At 70.1% G+C, this 19,836-nt stretch carries 15 protein-coding genes; 12 read left to right on the top strand and 3 right to left on the bottom strand.

From position 1 onward, the window contains the following. Window positions 1-158: 158 nt before the first annotated feature. Window positions 159-1,025, top strand: coding sequence for a DUF1963 domain-containing protein (locus tag FMM08_RS22445; protein WP_187279944.1), 867 nt, complete (start codon window positions 159-161; stop codon window positions 1,023-1,025). A 66-nt stretch (window positions 1,026-1,091) separates the two neighbouring features. Here FMM08_RS22445 and FMM08_RS22450 read toward each other — a convergent pair whose 3' ends face one another. Beyond that, window positions 1,092-2,126, bottom strand: a complete 1,035-nt coding sequence (locus FMM08_RS22450; protein ID WP_147928599.1) for a LacI family DNA-binding transcriptional regulator — start codon at window positions 2,124-2,126, stop codon at window positions 1,092-1,094. Window positions 2,127-2,354: 228 nt separating this feature from the next. Between FMM08_RS22450 and FMM08_RS22455 the strand changes: the two genes are divergently transcribed. From FMM08_RS22455 to FMM08_RS22480, 6 genes are all read left to right on the top strand, one after another. Then, a complete protein-coding gene (locus tag FMM08_RS22455; protein WP_147928589.1) occupies window positions 2,355-3,674 on the top strand; it encodes an ABC transporter substrate-binding protein in 1,320 nt (439 codons plus the stop codon). A 233-nt stretch (window positions 3,675-3,907) separates the two neighbouring features. Further along, window positions 3,908-4,849 carry a carbohydrate ABC transporter permease gene (locus FMM08_RS22460; protein WP_222711099.1) on the top strand — a complete coding sequence of 314 codons (942 nt, stop codon included), beginning with the start codon at window positions 3,908-3,910 and terminating at the stop codon, window positions 4,847-4,849. 125 nt (window positions 4,850-4,974) lie between these two features. Then, on the top strand, window positions 4,975-5,772 hold the full coding sequence (locus FMM08_RS22465) for a carbohydrate ABC transporter permease (RefSeq protein ID WP_147928601.1): 798 nt from the start codon (window positions 4,975-4,977) through the stop codon (window positions 5,770-5,772). A 67-nt stretch (window positions 5,773-5,839) separates the two neighbouring features. Continuing rightward, window positions 5,840-7,840, top strand: coding sequence for a glycoside hydrolase family 127 protein (locus FMM08_RS22470; protein WP_147928590.1), 2,001 nt, complete (start codon window positions 5,840-5,842; stop codon window positions 7,838-7,840). Window positions 7,841-8,035: 195 nt separating this feature from the next. Next, a complete protein-coding gene (locus tag FMM08_RS23500; RefSeq protein WP_222711101.1) occupies window positions 8,036-8,308 on the top strand; it encodes a hypothetical protein in 273 nt (90 codons plus the stop codon). Further along, window positions 8,305-11,349, top strand: coding sequence for a DUF5695 domain-containing protein (locus FMM08_RS22480; RefSeq protein ID WP_255472705.1), 3,045 nt, complete (start codon window positions 8,305-8,307; stop codon window positions 11,347-11,349). Before FMM08_RS23500 ends, FMM08_RS22480 begins: the two co-directional genes overlap by 4 nt. A gap of 116 nt (window positions 11,350-11,465) precedes the next feature. Here FMM08_RS22480 and FMM08_RS22485 read toward each other — a convergent pair whose 3' ends face one another. Then, the gene (locus FMM08_RS22485) at window positions 11,466-12,452 is read right to left on the bottom strand and encodes a LacI family DNA-binding transcriptional regulator (protein ID WP_147928593.1); all 987 of its coding nucleotides are present in this window, start codon (window positions 12,450-12,452) and stop codon (window positions 11,466-11,468) included. 378 nt (window positions 12,453-12,830) lie between these two features. Between FMM08_RS22485 and FMM08_RS22490 the strand changes: the two genes are divergently transcribed. From FMM08_RS22490 to FMM08_RS22510, 5 genes are all read left to right on the top strand, one after another. Next, window positions 12,831-14,225, top strand: coding sequence for an extracellular solute-binding protein (locus FMM08_RS22490; RefSeq protein ID WP_147928594.1), 1,395 nt, complete (start codon window positions 12,831-12,833; stop codon window positions 14,223-14,225). A 74-nt stretch (window positions 14,226-14,299) separates the two neighbouring features. Beyond that, window positions 14,300-15,298, top strand: coding sequence for a carbohydrate ABC transporter permease (locus FMM08_RS22495; protein ID WP_147928595.1), 999 nt, complete (start codon window positions 14,300-14,302; stop codon window positions 15,296-15,298). Between the two features lie 134 nt (window positions 15,299-15,432). Further along, window positions 15,433-16,251 (top strand): carbohydrate ABC transporter permease, encoded by an 819-nt coding sequence (locus tag FMM08_RS22500; RefSeq protein WP_222711102.1) that lies wholly within the window; start codon window positions 15,433-15,435, stop codon window positions 16,249-16,251. A 4-nt stretch (window positions 16,252-16,255) separates the two neighbouring features. After that, the gene (locus FMM08_RS22505; RefSeq protein ID WP_147928597.1) at window positions 16,256-16,894 is read left to right on the top strand and encodes a hypothetical protein; all 639 of its coding nucleotides are present in this window, start codon (window positions 16,256-16,258) and stop codon (window positions 16,892-16,894) included. Between the two features lie 183 nt (window positions 16,895-17,077). After that, complete coding sequence (locus tag FMM08_RS22510) at window positions 17,078-18,958, top strand: glycoside hydrolase family 127 protein (protein ID WP_222711103.1); 1,881 nt, start codon at window positions 17,078-17,080, stop codon at window positions 18,956-18,958. 288 nt (window positions 18,959-19,246) lie between these two features. On the opposite strand, the gene FMM08_RS22515 is transcribed toward FMM08_RS22510, so the two are convergent. Then, on the bottom strand, window positions 19,247-19,765 hold the full coding sequence (locus FMM08_RS22515) for a DUF4091 domain-containing protein (RefSeq protein ID WP_147928598.1): 519 nt from the start codon (window positions 19,763-19,765) through the stop codon (window positions 19,247-19,249). Window positions 19,766-19,836 lie beyond the last annotated feature (71 nt).

The following is a 19,836-nucleotide window of genomic DNA, read 5'->3' on the forward strand; positions in this document are numbered from 1 at the left end:
TGTCCCCGGTGCTGTCACGGACGGCGGCATCAGCATCGACACCGGGGCCGCGACGACGGCATGATCCCCACCAGCTGACCCCGCACGGTGAGAACGATCTACACCACTACAGGGGACGTGACCCAGACCTGGCCCCCATCAACGCCACCTACAGCGAGGTGGACCGCTGGCTGAAGGCCAACGGCTCTGCTGCGGCTTCCCTGACGAGCAGCGTCGCCTACGCCCCCACCTTCAGTGACCAGTCCTTCCCCGCCGGCGTCGAGGAGGTGCGCAACCTGTGGACCAGCGGGGGAAGGGTCTCCTGGCTCGGGGGCCCAGCCGTGGCACCGCTGGAGACTTGGCCTCAGGCGGCCAGTGGCCTGCCCTTGGCGCACGTCATCACCATCTGCCTGGAAGACCTCCACGGCGTCTCAGAGGCGAAGGTCAAGGCCGGGTGGCCCCTGCACGACGAGGGCCTGCCCACCGCTGGCGCGCTGGAGGTCTTCCACGACCTGCGCACCTTCGGCCAGGAAGCTGATGATGCAGCCGCTGGGGCGTGGCTGGTGCGCTGGACTGCCGCGCCGGACCGCTCCCTGCTCATCCAGGGCCCCGATACGAGTGCCCTGGATGGCTACCCCTCTGCTGCGGTGTGCCAGGCGGGCACCTTCCTGCCCCCGTGGAACCTGCCTGCGGTCTTCGACTTCGCCCAAGCCACGGCGGGGGTCTTCGATGCGGCGCAGGACCTGCGCGAGGGGTACGGCCGCGCCTGGATGGTGCAGCGCCAGATCCCTTACCGGGGTGCGCCTTACAACACCACCCACGCCTACGGTCACGCCCAGCACGCCAGCCGTACCGCTGAGGAGGTGCTGTCGGTGGTGCTGCCGCTGGCAGACGGGGACCGGCACCGGCTACTGCTGGGCGTCGAGAGCTACACCCACCTGTCGGGGTGGTTCGGTGACCTGGGGAACCTGCAGGTGTGGATGCGGCAGAGCGACCTCGAGGGCTGCAACTTCGACGCCGCTTGGTGCATGGTCCGGACCGACTGACCGCGGACCGGTCAGGGCCGGTCGCTGACAGCGCGCCTACCTCGCACGTCGCGAAGAAAGGTGATCTCACAACACCGGAGCGGTGGAGGAGCGCTGCACCAGGCGGCACGGCAGCTCGACCGTCCCCTTCCGGCTCCGCCCGGCGATTGCCGCGGAGAGGTGCTCGGCCGCACGCCGGCCCAGCACCTCCAGCTGCATGTCGACCGTCGTGAGCGCTGGTCGCGACTCGCCGGCCATCGCCTCCCAGTTGTCGAAGCCGATGACCGCCACGTCCTCCGGCACGCGCAGGCCCTTCTCGTGGAGCACGTCGAGCACGCCGCGCGCGATCTGGTCGGACCCGGCGAAGATGGCGTCGACGCCGGGGTTGCGCTCGAGCAGCATCCGCGTCGCGCCCCGGCCCCAGCCCTCGGTCCAGCTGCCGAACCACACCTGGTCGCCGGCCAGCCCCAGACCCGCCTCCGCCAGCCGCTCCCGGGCGCCGCGCACCCGGTCGTGGGAGGCGCCATAGCCGGGGTCGCCGGTGATGTGCGCGATCCGGGTGCGGCCGGAGGTGATCAGGTGGTCTACCGCGAGGCGGCCACCGGCTTCGTTGTCGACTACGAGCGACAGGTCCTGCGGGTCCTCCGAGGGGGAGTAGGCGTACACGACCGGCACCGGCAGGTGCTGGCCCAGGGACGGCCGGGAGTCGGGTCGGGCCCCCACCACGATCAGCCCGTCGACCTGGCGCGAGAGCAGCGCGCGGATGTGGTGCTGCTCGCGGATCGCGTCACCTCGAGCGTCACAGAGGAAGACCGAGGTCTCGTGGACCCCCAGCGCGTCCTCGGCGCCCATGAGCACGGGTAGCGAGAACCGTCCCTCCAAGTCGGAGGTGAGCAGGCCGACGGTCCCGGTGCGCCCGGCGGACAGGCTGCGCGCGACCGCGTTGGGGGAGAAGGCGAGTTGGCGAGCCGCCTCCAGCACCCGCTCCCGGGTTGCGGCCTTGACATCTGGACGGCCGTTGATCGCTTTGGAGGCGGTGGCGGTGGAGACCCCTGCCAGGCGGGCGACGTCGCGCAGCGTCGCCGTGCGACCAGCGCTGGTCGGCGCGAACACCTCGGTCATGACGCTCATCTTGGTACCCCCGCCGTGACGGAGGTGCTTGACATCCCTTGCGCTGCCCCCCAGGATTCCGAAATCGGTTACGGACCGCTCGCCCCACTCGGGGTTGGTGACAGCGTGAGGCATGCTGAGCAGGCTACATGTTTGATCAACATTGCGAAACGCTCCGAAACCATGTTTCGAGTTGCAAAGGTCGCAACTCGGTTGGCATGAGCGCTCGAGGAGGAGCCCATGAGCTACAACTGGACCGGACGACTGCGCGGCACCCTGGCCGCGGTGGCGGCCACTGGCCTGGTGCTCGGACTGGCCGCCTGCGGTGGTGGAGGGGGCGCCAGCGCGTCGCAGTCGGCCACCGTCACCAGCCCCGAGGGCACCGACGACGGCGCGACCCTGACGCTGTGGACCCGGGCTCCCCTAGAGCTGCAGGCCAAGGCCCTGGTGGAGGCCTACAACTCCAGCCACGAGAACCAGGTCGAGCTGACCGTCGTCCCCAACGACGACTACGTCACCAAGGTCGGCGCCGCCGCTGGAAGCGGTGGCCTGCCCGACCTGTTCGCCGCCGACATCGTCTACACCCCGAACTGGACCTCCCAGGGCCTGTTCAAGGACATCACCACCAACATCGACGCCCTGCCCGAGGCCGACACCATCAACCAGGGCCACCTGAGCGCCGGCACCTACGAGGACGCCGAGTACGTGCTCCCGTTCGTGCTCGACCTCTCCGTGATGATGTGGAACAAGGACCTCTACCGCGAGGCGGGCCTGGACCCCGAGAAGGGCCCCACGACCGTCGAGGAGTTCAAGGAGCAGGCCCTCGCCGTGCAGGGGCTGAACAAGGCCGACACCTACGGCACCTACTTCGGCGGCAACTGCGGCGGCTGCAACGTCTTCACCTGGTTCCCGATGGTCTGGGCCAGCGGCGAGGACGTCATGAACGAGGACGGCACCGAGTCGCTGCTGAACAGCGACACCGCCCAGCAGGTCTACGCCACCTGGAACGAGCTCAACACCGCCGGCGCCATCGCACCCGGCGCCCAGGACGAGACCGGCGCCACCTGGACCGCCGGCTTCCAGAACGGCCAGGTCGGCGTCATGCCCTACCCGGCCACCCTGCTCTCCACCGTCTCCAAGACCGTCGACGTCGGCGTCGCCCCCATCCCCGGTGTCGACGGCGGCGGCTCGACCTTCATCGGCGGCGACGGCATCGGCATCTCCAAGGACTCCACCCAGTCCGACCAGGCCTGGAACTTCCTGTCCTGGCTGATGTCCGACGAGGCCCAGGTCGACGTCCTGGCCGCCAACGGCACCACGCCCTCCCGCTCGGACCTGGCCGACAACCAGTACAGCCAGGCTGACCCGCGCCTGGCGACCATCAACGAGATCGCCTCGGCGGCTGACAGCAAGACGCCGTACGCGCCGAACTTCCAGACCGCGTTCAACGCCGCGGGCAGCCCCTGGCTGACGCTCATCCGCGACCAGGTCTACGGCACCCCGGACGCCGCCAAGCTCGAGACGGACAACGACGCGATCACCGCAGCCCTCGCCGGCTGACCCACGCCCCCGAGGCCGGTGCGCGCGTTGCCCGCGCGCACCGGCCTAGGAGGCCCCGAGGCCTCCTAGCCCAGAGCCAGTGAGCGGTTTAGCCCGCGCCGCAGCTGACTCCGGGCTCGGGCCCCCACTCCTGGGGCGGGCGCACCTCCAGCGCCGCGCCCGCCCCAGGCTTCCACTGCACCGCACGCCCCGTACATCCGTAGCCAACCTCGACCCACAAGAGGGAGACCCCCGTGGCCACCAGCACCCCGGCGCCCCCGGAGGCACAGCCCGGGACCGCGTCGCCAACGCAGCGAAGGCGTCGAAACCGCGACCACCTCATCGGGTGGGCCTACGCCGCCCCCACCGCCGCCTTCGTCGCCGTCTTCTTCGTCCTCCCGACCCTGCTGGTCTTCCGCATGTCGGTCTCGGACTGGAGCCTGTTCGCCGGCGACCGCGGCCTGAACTTCCCCACCAACTTCACCGACGCCCTCGACGACCGGCTGTTCTGGCCCGCGGTGCGCTTCACCCTCACCTACACCGTCGTCACCACGGTGATCCTCATCGCACTGGCCCTGGGCCTGGCGATGCTGGTCCAGGAGTCCAGCCGCTGGACCTCGGTGCTGCGGACCTCCTTCCTGCTCCCCAGCGCCCTCGGCCTGGCCTCGGCCTCCCTGCTCTTCTACGCCCTGTACTCCCCGCAGGCCTCACCGATCCCCGGGCTGCTGCGCCTGCTGGGCTTCGACGTCGGGACCATCTCGTTCCTGGGCACGCCCACCTCGGCGCTGATCTCCACGGTGGTGCTCATCGTCTGGCGCTTCGCGGGCTTCTACATGCTGCTGCTGCTCGTGGGCCTGCAGGGCATCCCCGGTGAGGTCTACGAGGCCGCCCGCATGGACGGCGCCCGTCGCTGGCAGATCTTCTGGCAGATCACCGTGCCGCTGCTGAAGTCGTCGCTGGCCCTGTGCACGATCCTGTGCGTCACCGGGTCGCTGCTGGCCTTCGACCAGTTCTACATCCTCACCAAGGGCGGCCCCGACAACTCCACGGTCACCCTCGTCCAGCTGGTCTACAACACCGCCTTCGGCGGCCAGAACGACCTCGGACGCGCCGCCGCCCTCTCGATCGTGGTGCTCGCCGCGCTGCTGGTTATCAACGTCGTGCAGTTCCGCGGGCTCCGCGGCAAGGAGGACTGACCATGACCAGCCCCACCACTACCACGCCCACGGGCGCCCGACCGGACGTCCGGACCGCCGAGGCGGTCCTGCACGGAGACGGTCCTGCCCGCGGCCGCAGCGCCGGACGCAGCGCCGTCGCAGCGATGCCGCGCTACGTGCTCACCGGGGCGCTGGCCCTGCTCTTCCTGGCGCCGCTGCTGTGGGCCGGTGTCGCCTCGGTCAGCCCCCAGGGCGGTACCGCCCAGGTCGACGGCTGGGGCTTCGGCAACTACCAGACCCTGGCGAGCTACCAGGCCGGGATCTTGTCGTTCCTGTGGAACTCCACCTACGTCTCGGTGCTGACCGTCCTGTTCACCCTGGTGGTCTCCACCCTGGGCGGGTACGCCTTCGCGTGGTTCACCTTCCCCGGCAAGAACGCGCTGTTCCTGACGGTCCTGGCCATCCTGATGGTCCCCTACGCCACGCTGCTGCTGCCGCTGTACGTGCTGCTCAACCAGCTGGGCCTGCAGAACAGCCTGTTCGGCGTGGCCCTGGTGATGACCATGTTCCAGCTGCCCTTCGCCACCTTCATGATGCGCATCTCCTTCGAGGCGGTGCCGCGCGAGCTGGTGGAGTCGGCCATGGTCGACGGGTGCACCACCTTCGGTGCGCTGCGCCGCGTCCTGCTCCCCGCGGTCAAGCCGGGCCTGATCACGGTGGGGATGTTCGCCTTCCTCGCGGCGTGGAACGACTTCATCACCCCGCTGGTGCTCATCAGCGACACCGACAAGCAGCCCCTGCCGCTGGCTGTGGCCAGCCTGCGCAGCCAGGTGATGGGCGTCGTCGACTACGGCGCCACCGAGGCCGGTGTCGTCGTCCTCGCCCTGCCCTGCGTCCTGATCTTCCTGCTGCTCCAGCGCCACTACGTGGCCGGGTTCCTCTCTGGAGCCCTCAAGGGCTGACCCCCTCGACCCGTTCGGCGTCGATGACGCCGCCGATCCCTGCACCTTCAAGCCCCAGGAGCCAGCGATGACCTCCACACTGCCCGCCGCTACCGCGTCCGCGAGCAACGCCGCGGCCCCAGACAGCCCGCACCACGACCTGGCCACCACCACCGCAGACGGGATGAGCTCCGCACCGGCGAGTGTGCCGCTGCCGCTTCCCCAGGCCACCGTCGCCGACGGCTTCTGGGCCCCCCGCATCGAGGTCGTCCGCACCCGGACCATCCCCTTCCAGCGCGCCCAGCTCGAGCGCGTCGGTCACCTGCGCGCCCTGGCGGGCACCCCCCGCCCTGAGGACGGCGTCCCGCACGTCTTCTGGGACAGCGACGTCGCCAAGTGGATCGAGGCCGCCAGCTACAGCCTGGCCACGCACCCCGACCCGGTCCTGGAGGCCGACGTCGAGGAGGTGGTCGCCCTGCTGGCCGCCGCGCAGCAGCCCGACGGCTACCTGAACACCCACTTCACCAACGTCGCCCCCGAGCAGCGGTTCACCGACCTGCGTGACGCCCACGAGCTCTACTGCGCCGGCCACCTCATCGAGGCCGGCGTCGCCCACCACCGGGCCACCGGCAAGACCACCCTGCTCGACGTCGTCGTGCGCCTGGCCGACCACATCGGCGCCGTCTTCGGGCGCGGCCCAGGCCAGCTGCGCGGCTACGACGGCCACGAGGAGGTCGAGCTGGCCCTGGTCAAGCTCGCCGCCGCCACCGGCGACCGTCGCCACCTGGAGCTGGCCAGCTACTTCGTTGAGGAGCGCGGCCAGGAGCCGTTCTTCTTCGACCTCGAGGCCGATCGGCGCGGCACCACCGGCTGGTTCGGGGACCACTTCGCCGGCGAGAACCACCCCGGCCGCACCCGGCAGTACTGGCAGGCCCATGCCCCCGTGCGCGAGCAGCACGAGGCCGTGGGGCACTCGGTGCGCGCGATGTACCTGTACTCCGCCATGGCCGACCTCGCCCGCGACACCGACGACGCCTCCCTGCTGGAGGCCTGCCGCCGCCTGTGGGACCACCTGCTGTCTGCGCGCACGTACGTCACCGGCGGCATCGGCAGCACCGTGATCAACGAGGGCTTCACCCGCGACCACGACCTGCCCACCGAGACCGCCTACGCCGAGACCTGCGCCGGTATCGGACTGATGATGTGGGCCCAGCGCATGCTCGGCATCGACCGCCACCGCCGCTACGGCGACGCGATGGAGCTGGCCCTGCACAACGCGGTGCTGGCGGGCCTGTCGGCCGACGGTGAGCACTTCTTCTACGACAACGTCCTGGCCAGCCGCGGCGGCATCGAGCGCCACGAGTGGTTCCACGTCGCCTGCTGCCCCCCGAACATCGCCCGGCTACTGACCTCGCTGACCTCCTACGCCTACGCGCAGGGACAGGACGAGCTGGTGATCCACCTGGCGCTGGGGGGCACCGCCCGCTTCGAGACCTCCGGCGGCTGGGCCGGCGTGCGCATCACCACCGACGCCCCCTGGGGCGGGCGGACCGCGGTCCGCATAGAGGAGGCCGGGACGGCACCCTTCACCCTGTCGCTGCGCATTCCCGGCTGGACAGCCGGAGCTCGCCTCAGCCTGAACGGCGAGCCGCTCGACGACGGTCTGGTGGGCGCTGACGGCTACCTCTCGGTCACCCGCACCTGGCAGGTCGACGACGAGCTCGCGGTAGAGCTGGACGTGCGCGTGCGCCGCCTGTGGGCCGACCCCCGCGTGACCACCGAAGCCGGTCACGTCGCCGTGACGCGCGGGCCGTTCGTCTACGCCGCCGAGGAGGCCGACAACCCCGCACCCCTGGTCGACCTGCGCCTGGGCCGGCGCAGCGAGCCCGACCTGGTCGAGGTGCCAGGGCTGCCCGGTGTCATATCGCTGCAGCTGCGCGGGGAGCGCGTCGTGCGCGAGGGGTCCGGTCTGTACAGCGACCAGCCGCCCCACCGCATCCCCGCGGACCTGACGCTCGTCCCCTACTACGCCTGGGCCAACCGCGGAGCCGGAGAGATGCGCGTGTGGCTCGGTGACGCCGAGCGCTGAGCCCTTCCGCAGCGTCCTCCCCGCTGCTCGTGGCGCCTGGTTGCAGCCGGGCGCCACGAGCAGCACCCACAGCACTTGTTGAAGCAGGACATGGTGTGTCAGTTCGGCTGCGCACCGATGCCATGGACGGCTCACCACGTCGGCTCGCGCCCCTGCGATGACCGGCACCGCACCACCACCACCAGGAGCCGGTCGATGACGACCCACGACAGTTCCCCGCTCGCTCCCACCAGCCCCACCTCGATCTCGGCGGCCCCCTCGCGCCGCACCGTCCTGGCCGGGGTCCTGGCCATGACCGCCACCTCGGCGCTGGCTATGCAGGCGGCCCAGGTCGCCACAGCCCCCGCAGCGCGCGCCGCGGCGCGCCCCCTGACCTCGGGCACCTTCGACGTCGCCATCGACGACGTCACCGGCGGGGTGTACCGCCTCACCAATTCCAGGACGCCTACCGCACGAACTTCGTCCTGAACCCCACCAACCGCCCCAACTTCAACGTCAACGACTCCCGCTGGCTCGGGGACATGGTCTTCAGCGTCCGCAAGGCCGGAGAGGCCTCCCCGCGCCCTGCGGTGACGGGCCTGTCCGATGACATCCGCACCGTCACCTCCGACCCCTCCAGCGTCACCGTCACCTACGCCGGTAGCGCCGCCAACGCAGCAGGCATCCGCGACTTCCGCCTGACCCAGGTCTACAAGCTCGCCGGCACCAGCGGTGACCAGCTCAGCTGGACCTTCACCCTCACCAACACCTCCGGTGCCCAGCTGGAGGTCCTGGACGTAGGCTTCCCCCTGCCCATGAACAGCTGGTGGGCCAAGGACCAGAGCGCCATCTACGAGCAGAACGTCGGCCGGCACTCCTTCGTGGCAAAGGACGGGTCCTACCTCTACTGGCAGCGCCCCAACGGTGAAGCGCCCTACCTGGTGATGACCCCACAGGCCGGGACCTCCTTGGAGTTCAAGAACAAGGCCCGCTACAACGAAGGACCCTTCGCAGAGAACGACCCCGCGTGGGAGGGCCTGGTGGAGTACTACGTGCACTCCGCCAACGCCGTCGTCGCCCGCAAGGCTCAGGCAGCCCAGTACCTGCCCGCCACCTCCCTGACCCTGGCACCGGGGGAGTCCAAGACCTACGGCTTCACCTTCGCCTGGGCCGGCAGTTACCAGGGCCTGCGCGACGTGCTGTTCGCCGCCGGCGTCCCCGACGTCATCAGCCTGCCCGGCATGGTCGTGCCCACCGCCTCCAAGGTGACCCTGGCGGTGCGCGCCGCAGGCGGCATCACCAGCATCACCGGCCAGAGCGGCAAGAACATCACCGTCACCTCCCAGGGCACCCGCAACGGCTACTCCCTGTACCAGCTCACCTTCGCCTCGCTCGGGGCCAACAGCGTCACCATCGCCTACGGGCAGGGACGCACCTCGGTGCTGCAGTACTGGGCCACCGAGCCCATCGACAAGGTCATCAACGCCCGCACCACCTTCCTGACCACCAAGCAGCAGGCCAAGACCACCCGTGGCTACGACGGTGCCTACCTGCAGTGGGACATGGCCCGTCAGAAGCTCATCACCTGGGACGACTACCCCGGTGGCGGGTGGAAGGAGTGGATGGCCGGCGGCTCGGACGACCTGGGCCTGGGGCCCGCTGCATTCCTGGCTCGCAAGAACGTCGATGACCCGGTGGGCAGCGAGATCGCCTCGGTGGACTACTTCCTGCAGCGCTTCATCCTCGGGTACCTGCAGAGCCGCACCGAGAACGGTGCCCGCACCTGGCAGGTGTACCGCTGGTTCGATGGACGCGACGGCAGCCCGAACGACCAGGGTGTGTGGCGGGCCTACAACTACACCCACATCGCCAACACCTACTTCCACATGTACGAGGTGGCTACTGCCTGGCCCGGCCAGCGCACCGCCTTCTCCGCACGCGAGTACCTGACGATGTGCTTTCGGACCCTGGAGGCGATGTACACCAAGATCCCGCTGCCGACACCCATCGGGGACGCCGCGCACGACCTGGGCCTGATGGGCGAGGGGACCTACCCCGAGATCCTGGCGGCCTTGCGCTACGAAGGGCTCACCGGCGAGGCCAGCGCCCTGCAGGGGTACCTGGACCGCAAGCGCGACGCGCTCTTCGCCCAGAAGTACCCCTTCGCCTCCGAAGCCAGCATCGACACCACAGGGTTCGAGACCAACTACACCCTGGCCTCGATGTACGGCAACAGCGCTCTGGCCACCAAGGTCCAGAACGCCTCGCTGGCCTGCCGTGGCCTGCAGCCCCTGTGGTACTTCTACGGCTCGGACAACCGCCACATGGGCGAGTCCTGGTGGAACCTGGGCTACGAGACCCACCTGGGTGCCTGGCAGCAGCAGGAGTACCTGACCACCTACGCCACACCCACAGACGCCGACTACGCCGACGCCGTCCGCTCCACCTACGGCGCCTACTTCGCTGGCTGGGCGAACATCAACTCCGGGCAGATCGAGGCCGCCAGCGCCAACTACGGCGCTGCCTCCTGGCAGTTCCAGAGCGAGAAGGGCCCCAGCAACTACGACCACATCCCCAACCTGGACGGGTGGTGGGCTTGGTCTGGGGAGTGCGACCTCGGATTCTGGGGTGGGGTCCGCACCGCGGCCGTCGCGGTCGTGAACGACCCGGTGGTAGGCCTGTACGCCTACGGCGGCGAGGTGAGCCTGGCCAGCGGCACCTACACCGTGGTGCCCAGCGACGGGGTGCGCCAGCGACTCTTCGTGGCGCCGTCGGGGGTGCTGGTGTCTCTGTCGCGAGCCAAGTACTCCCGCGCCCAGCTCTCTACTGGCGCTGACCGGCTGACGCTGATGGTCAGCGGGCCTCGCGGCGGGACCAGCTCCCCGGTGCTGTCCGTCAAGGGCCTGGCGGCCGGTGTGTACGACGTCACGGTCGGCACGGGGGCTGTGGTCGCCCAGCTCACCAGCGCCGGTCGACCCGTCTCGGTCGCCCTGCGCGACGTCGCGGCCGGAGCCACGATCACTCTGGCCCGTACGGGCTCGGGGCTTGGACGTGACGTCAGCGGGTCTGCCTCCGTGCAGACGTCCTTCACCGCCGCCTGGAACAGGAGCGCAGCGCTCAACGACGGTTCCGTGCTGGCCGCCGGTATCGATGAGCAGGTACGGCTGTGGGGCAGCTACCGCCCCACAGGGAGGCCGGCCAGCGAGACCCTCACCTACACCTGGGCCCAGGCGGTGACCCTGACATCGTCAAGGCTGACCTTCTGGAGCGACGCGGCACAGGGTAGCGGCGACGGGGTTGCCCTGCCGCAGGAGTGGCGCCTGGAGTACCGCGACAGCGCGGGTACGTGGCGTCCGGTGCAGCTTGCGACCGGTACCACCTACCCGGTCAACCCCAGTGGTAGGGCTAGCGCTGTCTCCTTCACCGCCGTCTCGACGACCTCGGTCCGAGTCGTGCTGAGTGCAAGCCGCTCCACAGGGGGCGCTTACTCCGCCCTCGGGGCCTCTGAGTGGTCGATGCACACCGCGTGACCACGGGGAGCGGGGCCGGCGGCTCGACCCATCGATGGGTCCAGCCGCCGGCCCCGCTCCCATCCGCAGTCGGCGGCTCGGGGCGTGCCCCTCGGCGCCTGCGTCAGGCGTCTGCGTCAGGCGTCTGCGCTGCTGGAGCGGCGCACGATGAGCTTGCCGGTGACCAGATGGTGACCAGGGTCCAGGAAGCCGGGCTGCAACACCGCCCGAGCAGCCATCCGCCCAACCTCGTAGAGGTTCATCTCCACGGTGCTCTGCGGCAGCCGGTTGTGGGCGGCGATCTGCTGCCAGTTGTCGAAGCCGATCACCGCCACGTCCTCTGGCACGGGCACGCCCCGGCTGATGAGCAGGTCGACCGTGCCGCGGGCGATCTGGTCGTTGCCGCAGACGAAGCCGTCGACGTCATGGGAGTCGAGCAGGCGCTCGGCCTCCTGCCACCCCCACTGCTCCGTCCAGTCCCCGCTGCGCGGAGGGCCTCCGATCAGCTCCAGGCCGTGAGCGCTCAGCGCGTCGAGAGTGCCGGCAGCTCGCAGCTGGGCTGCGGTGTTGCCGTTCTCACCGGCGGTGAAGGGACCGGCGATGTGGGCGATGCGGCCCCGACCCTGGGAGATGAGGTGCTCTGCGGCCAGGTGTCCGTCGGCGCGGTGGTCGACCAGCACGCTGATGTCACCTTCGCGCCTGGAGGGGGCGTAGGCGTAGACCGCGGGCACCGCCAGCTCCTCCCCGAGCGGCTCACGGGCTTCGGGGGCATCTCCGACAAGGACGATCCCGTCCACGCGGCGCCGCAGCAGCGCGTGCAGGTGGGCGGTCTCCAGGTCCGCGCGTCCGCGGCTGTTCGCCATCAGGGCCATGGTCTCGGCTTCGCCGAGGGCGTCCTCAGCGCCGATCATCAGGGGAAGGGCGAAGCGGCCTTCCAGGTCGTTGGTCAGCAGACCGACCGTCTGGGTCCGCCCCGACATCAGGCTGCGCGCGGCCTCGTTGGGGGTGAACTTCAGCTCCTCGGCGATGGCCATCACCTTGGCCCGGGTCGCGTGCCCGACGTCGGGGCGCCCGTTCAGGGCCTTGGAGGCGGTGGCCTTGGACACCCCGGCGCGGCGAGCCACGTCGGCCAGGGTGGGCGCGCGTCCAGGGGTGTGAGTGCTCGATGTCGTCACCAGTGCTCCCCCTCGACCCTCTGGACCGGCTCCTGCGCGGCTGCTGCGAGAGCGGCCCGGCCGGAGACGGGGCGATGCCTGCGGCCAGGGTGAGGCTACCGGCCCGAAGGTAGGTCAAGGACGTGGGTGATGGGCCCTGGGCGCAACGTGTTTCGTGCAGGTCTAGGGCCTGCAGACATCTTGACGAAACCGATATCGCCGCTCTAGTGTCGGTTCATCGAAACGCGTTTCGCAACGTATCTCGACTTGCGCATTGACGCGCGAGCCGGAGGTCCACGCCCTCGGGTGGGGACCTCCGGCTGGGCCCAGACACGAGGGAGTGTTCCCATGGCTGCACGTCGTTACCCCGCCATCCCCGCCGGCTCGGCGGCCCCTATCGGCCACAGCCGGCGCTCCTTCCTCGGGATGAGCGCCCTCGGCGCGCTCGGCCTGGGAGGCGTCAGCCTCGGGCTGAGCGGCTGCGGCTCCTCCGGCAGCTCCGCAGACCCCAACGACTTCGTCTTCACCTTCTGGGGCACCGGCGCCGAGAAGGACGCCGTCACCAAAGTGCTGGACGCGGCCGCCCAGGGCGCCGGGCTGAATGCCAAGCCCCAGTCCATCCCCACCAACTACGAGACGAAGATCAACACGCTGCTCGCAGCGAACACCCCGCCCGACGCCGGCTACCTGACCGAGTCGATGTCCATGCGTCTGGGGGAGCAGGGCAAGCTCGTCAACGTCGCGGGCAACGCCATCTTCGCCAACTACCTGCCCAGTGCGATCCACTGGTACTCCGCCGACGGGGCGGTCGCTCAGACCTGCCAGGAGGCGATGACCTTCTTCTACGACACCGAGGCCGCCGCGCAGGCCGGGGTCGCGGTGCCGACGAGCGTGGACGGCGCGTGGGACTGGAACCAACTGATCCAGGCCGCCGACGCCCTGACCGCGGACTCCCAGGGGCGCAAGCCGTCGGACTCCGGTTTCGATGCCAACGACGTGCAGCGGTACGGCTTCGCGGCCCCGACCGGGGTCCCGCAGCTCTTCGCCCTGCTGCAGTCCAACGGCGTGGACATGTTCAACGAGGACGGGACCAAGACCAACCTCGACAGCCCCGAGGCCATCGAGGTGCTGCAGAACATCAACCAGCTGGTCAACGAGCACCGGGTCTCTCCCACCCCCGCGCAGGCGACCACATTCGGCGCCAGCGCCTCGCTGCTCCTGGCCAGCAAGCGCGTGGCGATGGTGATCGAGGGCACTTGGGGCCTCCTGGACTTCTCCCAGTCCGACGTGAAGTACGACACCGGCGTCCTGCCCAAATACCAGCAGTACGCCACCACCACCCTGTCCGGGGCGACCAGCATCTTCGCGGCCAGCAAGCACCAGGACTTCGCCCTGCAGCTCCTGACGGACCTGAGCGACCCCACCAAGGTCGACCTGTACTCCGCCGGGCTGTGGATGCCGGCGGTGGCCGACTACTACACCGACGAGGCCAAGATCTCGCAGTGGACCTCCGGTGGGGCGCACCCCGCGGGCTTCCGCACCGCGGTCATCGACTCCATCGGCTCGGGTGTCGCCTACCCCTCGTACCGCATCAAGGACTTCACCACCGTCGCCACGACGATCACCAACGCCATGGGCCCGATCGTCACCACCCCCGGTGACGTCACCGACGCCGTCAAGACCCTGGCTGCCACGGTCAACGGCCAGCTCAAGGGCGCCTACCCCGACAGCGCCCCGGCCTGAGCCCGACAGGACGGCGCCATGCGCAGCTCACGCCTTGGCACCGGACGAGCACCCACGACGGCCAGGAGGGCAACATGACCACCCAGGAGCAGACCGGCTCGACTGGACCGGGCGCCTCGAGGTCCGCGGCGCCGCATCGCCGAGACCCCGGGAGTCGGAACGGACGGCGGGGCGCCGGCGTCCGCCCGCGCAGCGCGCTGGCCCGCAGCCAGAGCCGCTGGGGCCGCCTCCTCGCGGCCCCAGCGGTGGTGGGCTTCGCCGTCTTCACCGTCGGCCCGATGATCGCCTCCCTGGTCATCGGCTCGACCAACTGGTCCATCGGCACCAACCCCACCTGGGCCGGAACCGAGAACTACGAGGCCATCTTCGCCGACCCCCGCTTCTACGCCTCTCTGAAGGCGACGTTCCTCTACGCACTGCTTGCGGTCCCCGGAACCGTCATCGTGGCCTTCCTGGTGGCCACCCTGATGCATCAGGTGCGCCGCGGCCGGGGGTTCTTCCGAACGGTCTTCTACCTGCCGGTGCTCGTCCCGCCCGTGGCCAGCGCCGTGCTGTGGCTGTGGCTCTTCGACCCCACCGCGGGCCTGCTGAACTCCGCGCTGCGAATGCTGCACCTGCCGACGTCCCAGTGGATCTACGGGGAGTCCAGCGCGCTGCCCTCAATCTCCCTGGTCGCCATCTGGGGGTTCGGCAACATGGCCCTGATCTTTCTCGCGGCCCTGCAGGGAGTGCCCCGTGAGCTCATGGAGGCCGCCGAGGTCGACGGCGCCGGTCCGCTCCGCCGGACCTGGAACATCACCCTGCCGATCATCAGCCCGATCATCCTGTTCAACCTGATTACCGGGTTCATCGCCGCCGTCCAGAACTTCGACTCCGCCTACATCATCACCAACGGCGGGCCCAACGACGCGACCCTGTTCTACGTCTTCTACCTCTACACCAAGGCCTTCACCGACGGTCAGCTCGGCTACGCCTCCGCCATGGCCTGGATCCTCTTCGTCGTCATCGTGGCCATCACCGTCGTCGTCTTCCGCACCTCCCGCTACTGGGTCTACTCCGAGGGGAGCAAGTGATGTCCACTCCGACGACGTCCACGGGCGCGACCGCCCTGGCCACCGGAGCGCATGCCGATGACACCCCTGCGGGCCGCGGCGCCGCGGGGAACCGTGTGCCGGACGGAGCGCCGCGAGGCGCACGCCGCGGACCGGTGCTCACCGCAGTCGTCTACGTGCTGCTGGCCCTGGTGACCTTCCTGTGCCTGATGCCCTTCGTGTGGCTGGTGCGCAGCTCGCTCATGGGCACCAGCCAGATCTTCAGCTACCCGCCGGAGTGGATCCCCGCCCCGTTCCAGTGGGACAACTTCACCGGCGCGCTCTCGGCAGCCCCCTTCGCCCGCTACGCGGCCAACACCCTGCTGCTGGTCGTGCTGATCGTGCCGGGAGCGCTGCTGAGTTCCTCAGCCGCGGCCTTCGCCTTCTCGCGCCTGGCGTGGCGAGGACGCGACCTCGCCTTCGCCGCCCTCATGAGCGGGCTGATGCTGCCGTACGCGGCCACCCTCATCCCCACCTTCATCGGGTGGCAGGAGCTCGGGCTCACCAACACCTACTGGCCACTGGCGCTACCACCGTGGTTCGCCGCAGGCGCGGCCTTCAACGTCTTCATGCTGCGGCAGTTCTTCTCCCAGATGCCCGCCGACCTCGACAACGCCATGTACGTCGACGGCGGCACGCCCTGGACGGTCTACTGGCGGATCGCGCTCCCACTCAACAAGGGACCGATGACCCTGGTCGGGATCTTCACCACCATCGCCGTCTGGAACGACCTGCTCAACCCGCTCATCTACCTGTCCGACCCCGACAAGTTCACCCTGTCCCTGGGCCTGGCCTCGTTCCGGTCGCTGTACTCCAGCCAGTGGGGCTACCTCATGGCGGCGTCACTGCTCGTCATCCTGCCGATCATGGTGCTCTTCGCCTTCGCCCAGAAGGCCATCATGGAGAACCTCGCGCTGTCCGGGCTGAAGGGCTGAGGCGGTGGACCGGGACAGCCGCCTCTGGAGGGCCCTGGACCACCTGGCGGACACCGTCGCCGTCGGGGTGATGACCCTGGTGACCTGCCTGCTCCTGGTGACGACGGCCCCGGCGGTGGCTGCGGCGACGTCCGTGCTGGCAGACGACGGCGCCGGAGGCGGTCTGCTCGCCCGGTACGCGAAGGCGCTGCGGGCGCGGCTGCGCCGTGGGCTCGCGATCAGCACCGTCGTCCTGCTCGCCACCGGCGTCGCCGTCCTGGACGTGCTGTGGGCGCTCAGCGAGCCGTTGGACCCCCTGCGCACCGGGGTGCTGGCGGCGGGTGTCCTCCTGCTCCTGACGGCCTGGGCCGTCGGATCGCTCGCCACGGTCCAGCTGGCGGCTGCTCCAGGCGGCGCGCTCGAGGCTCACGCGGCGCCGGGCTCGGCGACGGCGTGGGTCCGGGCGAGTGCGGTGACCGCTGCGGCCTCACCACTGCGCTCCCTGCTCCTCGTGGTCACGGCGTGGACGTCGCTGACCGCCTGCGTCCTCCTCCCCGTGGTGTCGCCGCTGGTGCTGGGCCTGCTGGCCCGCTGCGCCGGCCGGCTCCCCGCAGGGCCCGCGCACGACTCCCCGGTCCTCGCCGCGGCTGCCCTGCGCGCCTGACCCGGTCCCACCCCTCGACTTCCCCCCTCGATCCGACCCCTATCCGACCCTTGATCCGACCCCTCGCTCCATCGGCAGCCCGCGGCCTCCCGACACGAAGGACCACGAACCGTGACCACCACCTCGCCCCCGCCCACCCATGCGACCACCAGGGCGCCCCTGGCACCCCTCGACCAGCGGTCGGTGACCATCACTGACGACTTCTGGGCCCCCCGCCGCGAGCAGGTCCGCACCAGCACGCTGCGCCAGCAGGAGCGCCAGCTGCGCGCGCCCGGCCAGCAGTTCGACGCGCTCCGGCTGACCTGGCAGCCCGGGGACCCCCACGAGCCCCACATCTTCTGGGAGAGCGACGTCGCCAAGTGGATCGAGGCGGCCAGCTACTGCCTGGCCACGACCGCCGACCCCGAGCTGGAGGCCTCCGTCGACGAGGCGATCTCCCTGCTCGCCGGCGCCCAGCAGCCCGACGGCTACCTCAACGTCTACTTCACCGTCGTCAAGCCCGGTCAGCGCTTCACCGACCTGCGCGACGCCCACGAGCTGTACTGCGCCGGCCACCTGATCGAAGCGGCTGTCGCCCACCACGCCGCCACCGGCAAGACGACCCTGCTCGACGTGATGACCCGCTACGCCGACCTCATCGACCGCGAGTTCGGCCCCGGCGGCTCCTGCGAGGGCGGGTACGACGGCCACGAGGAGATCGAGCTCGCCCTGGTCAAGCTCGCCCGGGCCACGGGGGAGCGCCGGTACCTGGACTGCGCGCTGCGCATGGTCACGGCCCGCGGCCAGCGCCCCTTCTACTACGAGGCCGAGGAGGCGCGCCGCGGTGACACCGGCTACTTCGGGGGCGTCTTCCCACAGCGGCCGCGTCAGGCGGAATTCTGGCGCGAGTACAATCAGTCCCACCTGCCCGTGGTCGAGCAGAGCGACGCCGTCGGCCACTCCGTGCGGGCGATGTACCTGTACGCGGCGGTCACCGACCTCGCCGTCGAGACGGGGGACGAGGCCCTGGCCGCGGCGTGCGACAGGGTCTGGGAGTCCCTGACCCAGCGCCGGCTCTACGTCACCGGGGGAGTGGGCGCTCGTCACGACATCGAGGGCTTCGGGGGCGACTACGAGCTGCCCGACGCCCGCGGCTACGCCGAGACCTGCGCGGCCATCGGCCTGGTGTTCTGGGCGCAGCGGATGGCCAACGCGCGTCGGGACGCCGCCTACGTGGAGGTCCTGGAGCGCGCCCTGTACAACGGCGTCCTGTCCGGGGCCTCGGCCGACGGCACGTCCTACTTCTACGGCAACCCGCTGGCCAGCGACGGCTCGGTGCACCGGCATGAGTGGTTCGGGGTGGCGTGCTGCCCGCCGAACTTGGCGCGCCTGCTCAGCTCGCTGGAGCTGTACGCCTATGCGCAGGGGGCGGAGGAGGCCGTGGTCAACCTCTACATCAGCGGCTCCGCGCGCTTCGACCTCGCCGACGGCCCCCTGGCGCTGCGGGTGCGCTCTGAGCACCCCGTCGACGGGAGCGCCGAGCTGCGCGTCACCGAGGCTGCGCCGGGACCGGTGACGCTGTCGCTGCGCATCCCTGCGTGGGCCACCGGTGCGCAGCTGGTCGTGGCGGGGAGGGAGCTCGAGCTGTCAGAGGTCGTGGCGGACGGGTACGCCCGCGTGCGGAGGGAATGGGCCGAGGGCGATGTCGTGCAGCTGCGCCTCGGTATGGACCCGCAGCGGGTGTGGGCGCACCCGGCGGTCTTCGACACTGCGCACCGTGTGGCCCTGCAGCGCGGTCCCCTCGTCTTCTGCCTCGAGGGCGTGGACCACCAGGACGCCGTCGCACAGCTGTCCCTGCCGCGTGGCGCGGTGCTCGACGTCCAGGACGACGCCACGAGCGGGACCGTCGCACTGCTCGCAGGTGGCAGCGCCGTGACTGGGGCCGCTGACCGCTCCGCGCCGCTCTATGGCACCGAGCCCCCAGCGACGCGGGCAGCGGACCTGCGTGCCGTCCCCTACTTCTCCTGGGCCAACCGCGGCCAGTCGGACATGACGGTCTGGATCCATGAGATGGATCAGGCATGATCGTCCACGGTGTCGAGCCGGGCGCCCGCCTTCGTCTCCGACCCCATCTCGACCGCTTGACCGGTCGGGCCTGAACCACCCCAGAACCGCGGCAGGTCGCGAGCCCCCCCGGCCCGCGGCCTGCCGCTTCCAAGCCTGTGCATCCAAGGCGCACTACGCCAACACCACGCACGTCGAGGACAGTCACCAGCCTGCACGTGATCTGTCAGTGCCTCACCACAGGAGCTGCGACTGACGTGCAGTGGCCACGGCAAGTAGCCGGTGGCTCCCACAACCCCCCGTCGGGTGCTAGATCACCCCGTTCGAACCCATAGCATCGATCGCCTCGTCCAAGCGCCAGCGCCACAGCAGGTGCTGCTCTGGGTCGACGCGGTGCGCGTCGAAGGCACCGCGGCGCTGCCCGTCGCCGTGGTCGGCCCGCTCTTCCCCTACCGGCGCTGCAGCACGCTCCGCGTCGCCTACGTCCACCCCTGTGCGTTGCCCGGCAAGGTCGCGCAGCAGCTGCAGAGCTCGATGGTCCTGCACGCTCTGACGCACTTGCCGATGGCGGATGGACTCCCACGGCACACCGCTCGGTCCCGGATAGACGATGAAGGCGTCGCCAGCAGGAAAAGCTCCACCCGCGGTGGTGTCCTGATACGGATCCACGAGGTCTTCGCTCAACTGGCTGTACCAGTAGTCGAACCCCCAGTGCAGGAAGCCGCGAGCCCCGACTGCGAAAGTCACGTCCCGTGAAGTGGTGTAGATCCCGGAGCCGCTCCCGGTGATCAACGCGGTCGTCTTCGTTGACGACGGCGTAGCGATCAAGTTGAACGGTCACCGCGCGATGTCAGTGAGACCTGCCTAGGGAACTCACCGAAGGACACCACGCGATGACC

It is taken from the genome of Quadrisphaera setariae (assembly GCF_008041935.1).
Taxonomy (GTDB): domain Bacteria; phylum Actinomycetota; class Actinomycetes; order Actinomycetales; family Quadrisphaeraceae; genus Quadrisphaera; species Quadrisphaera setariae.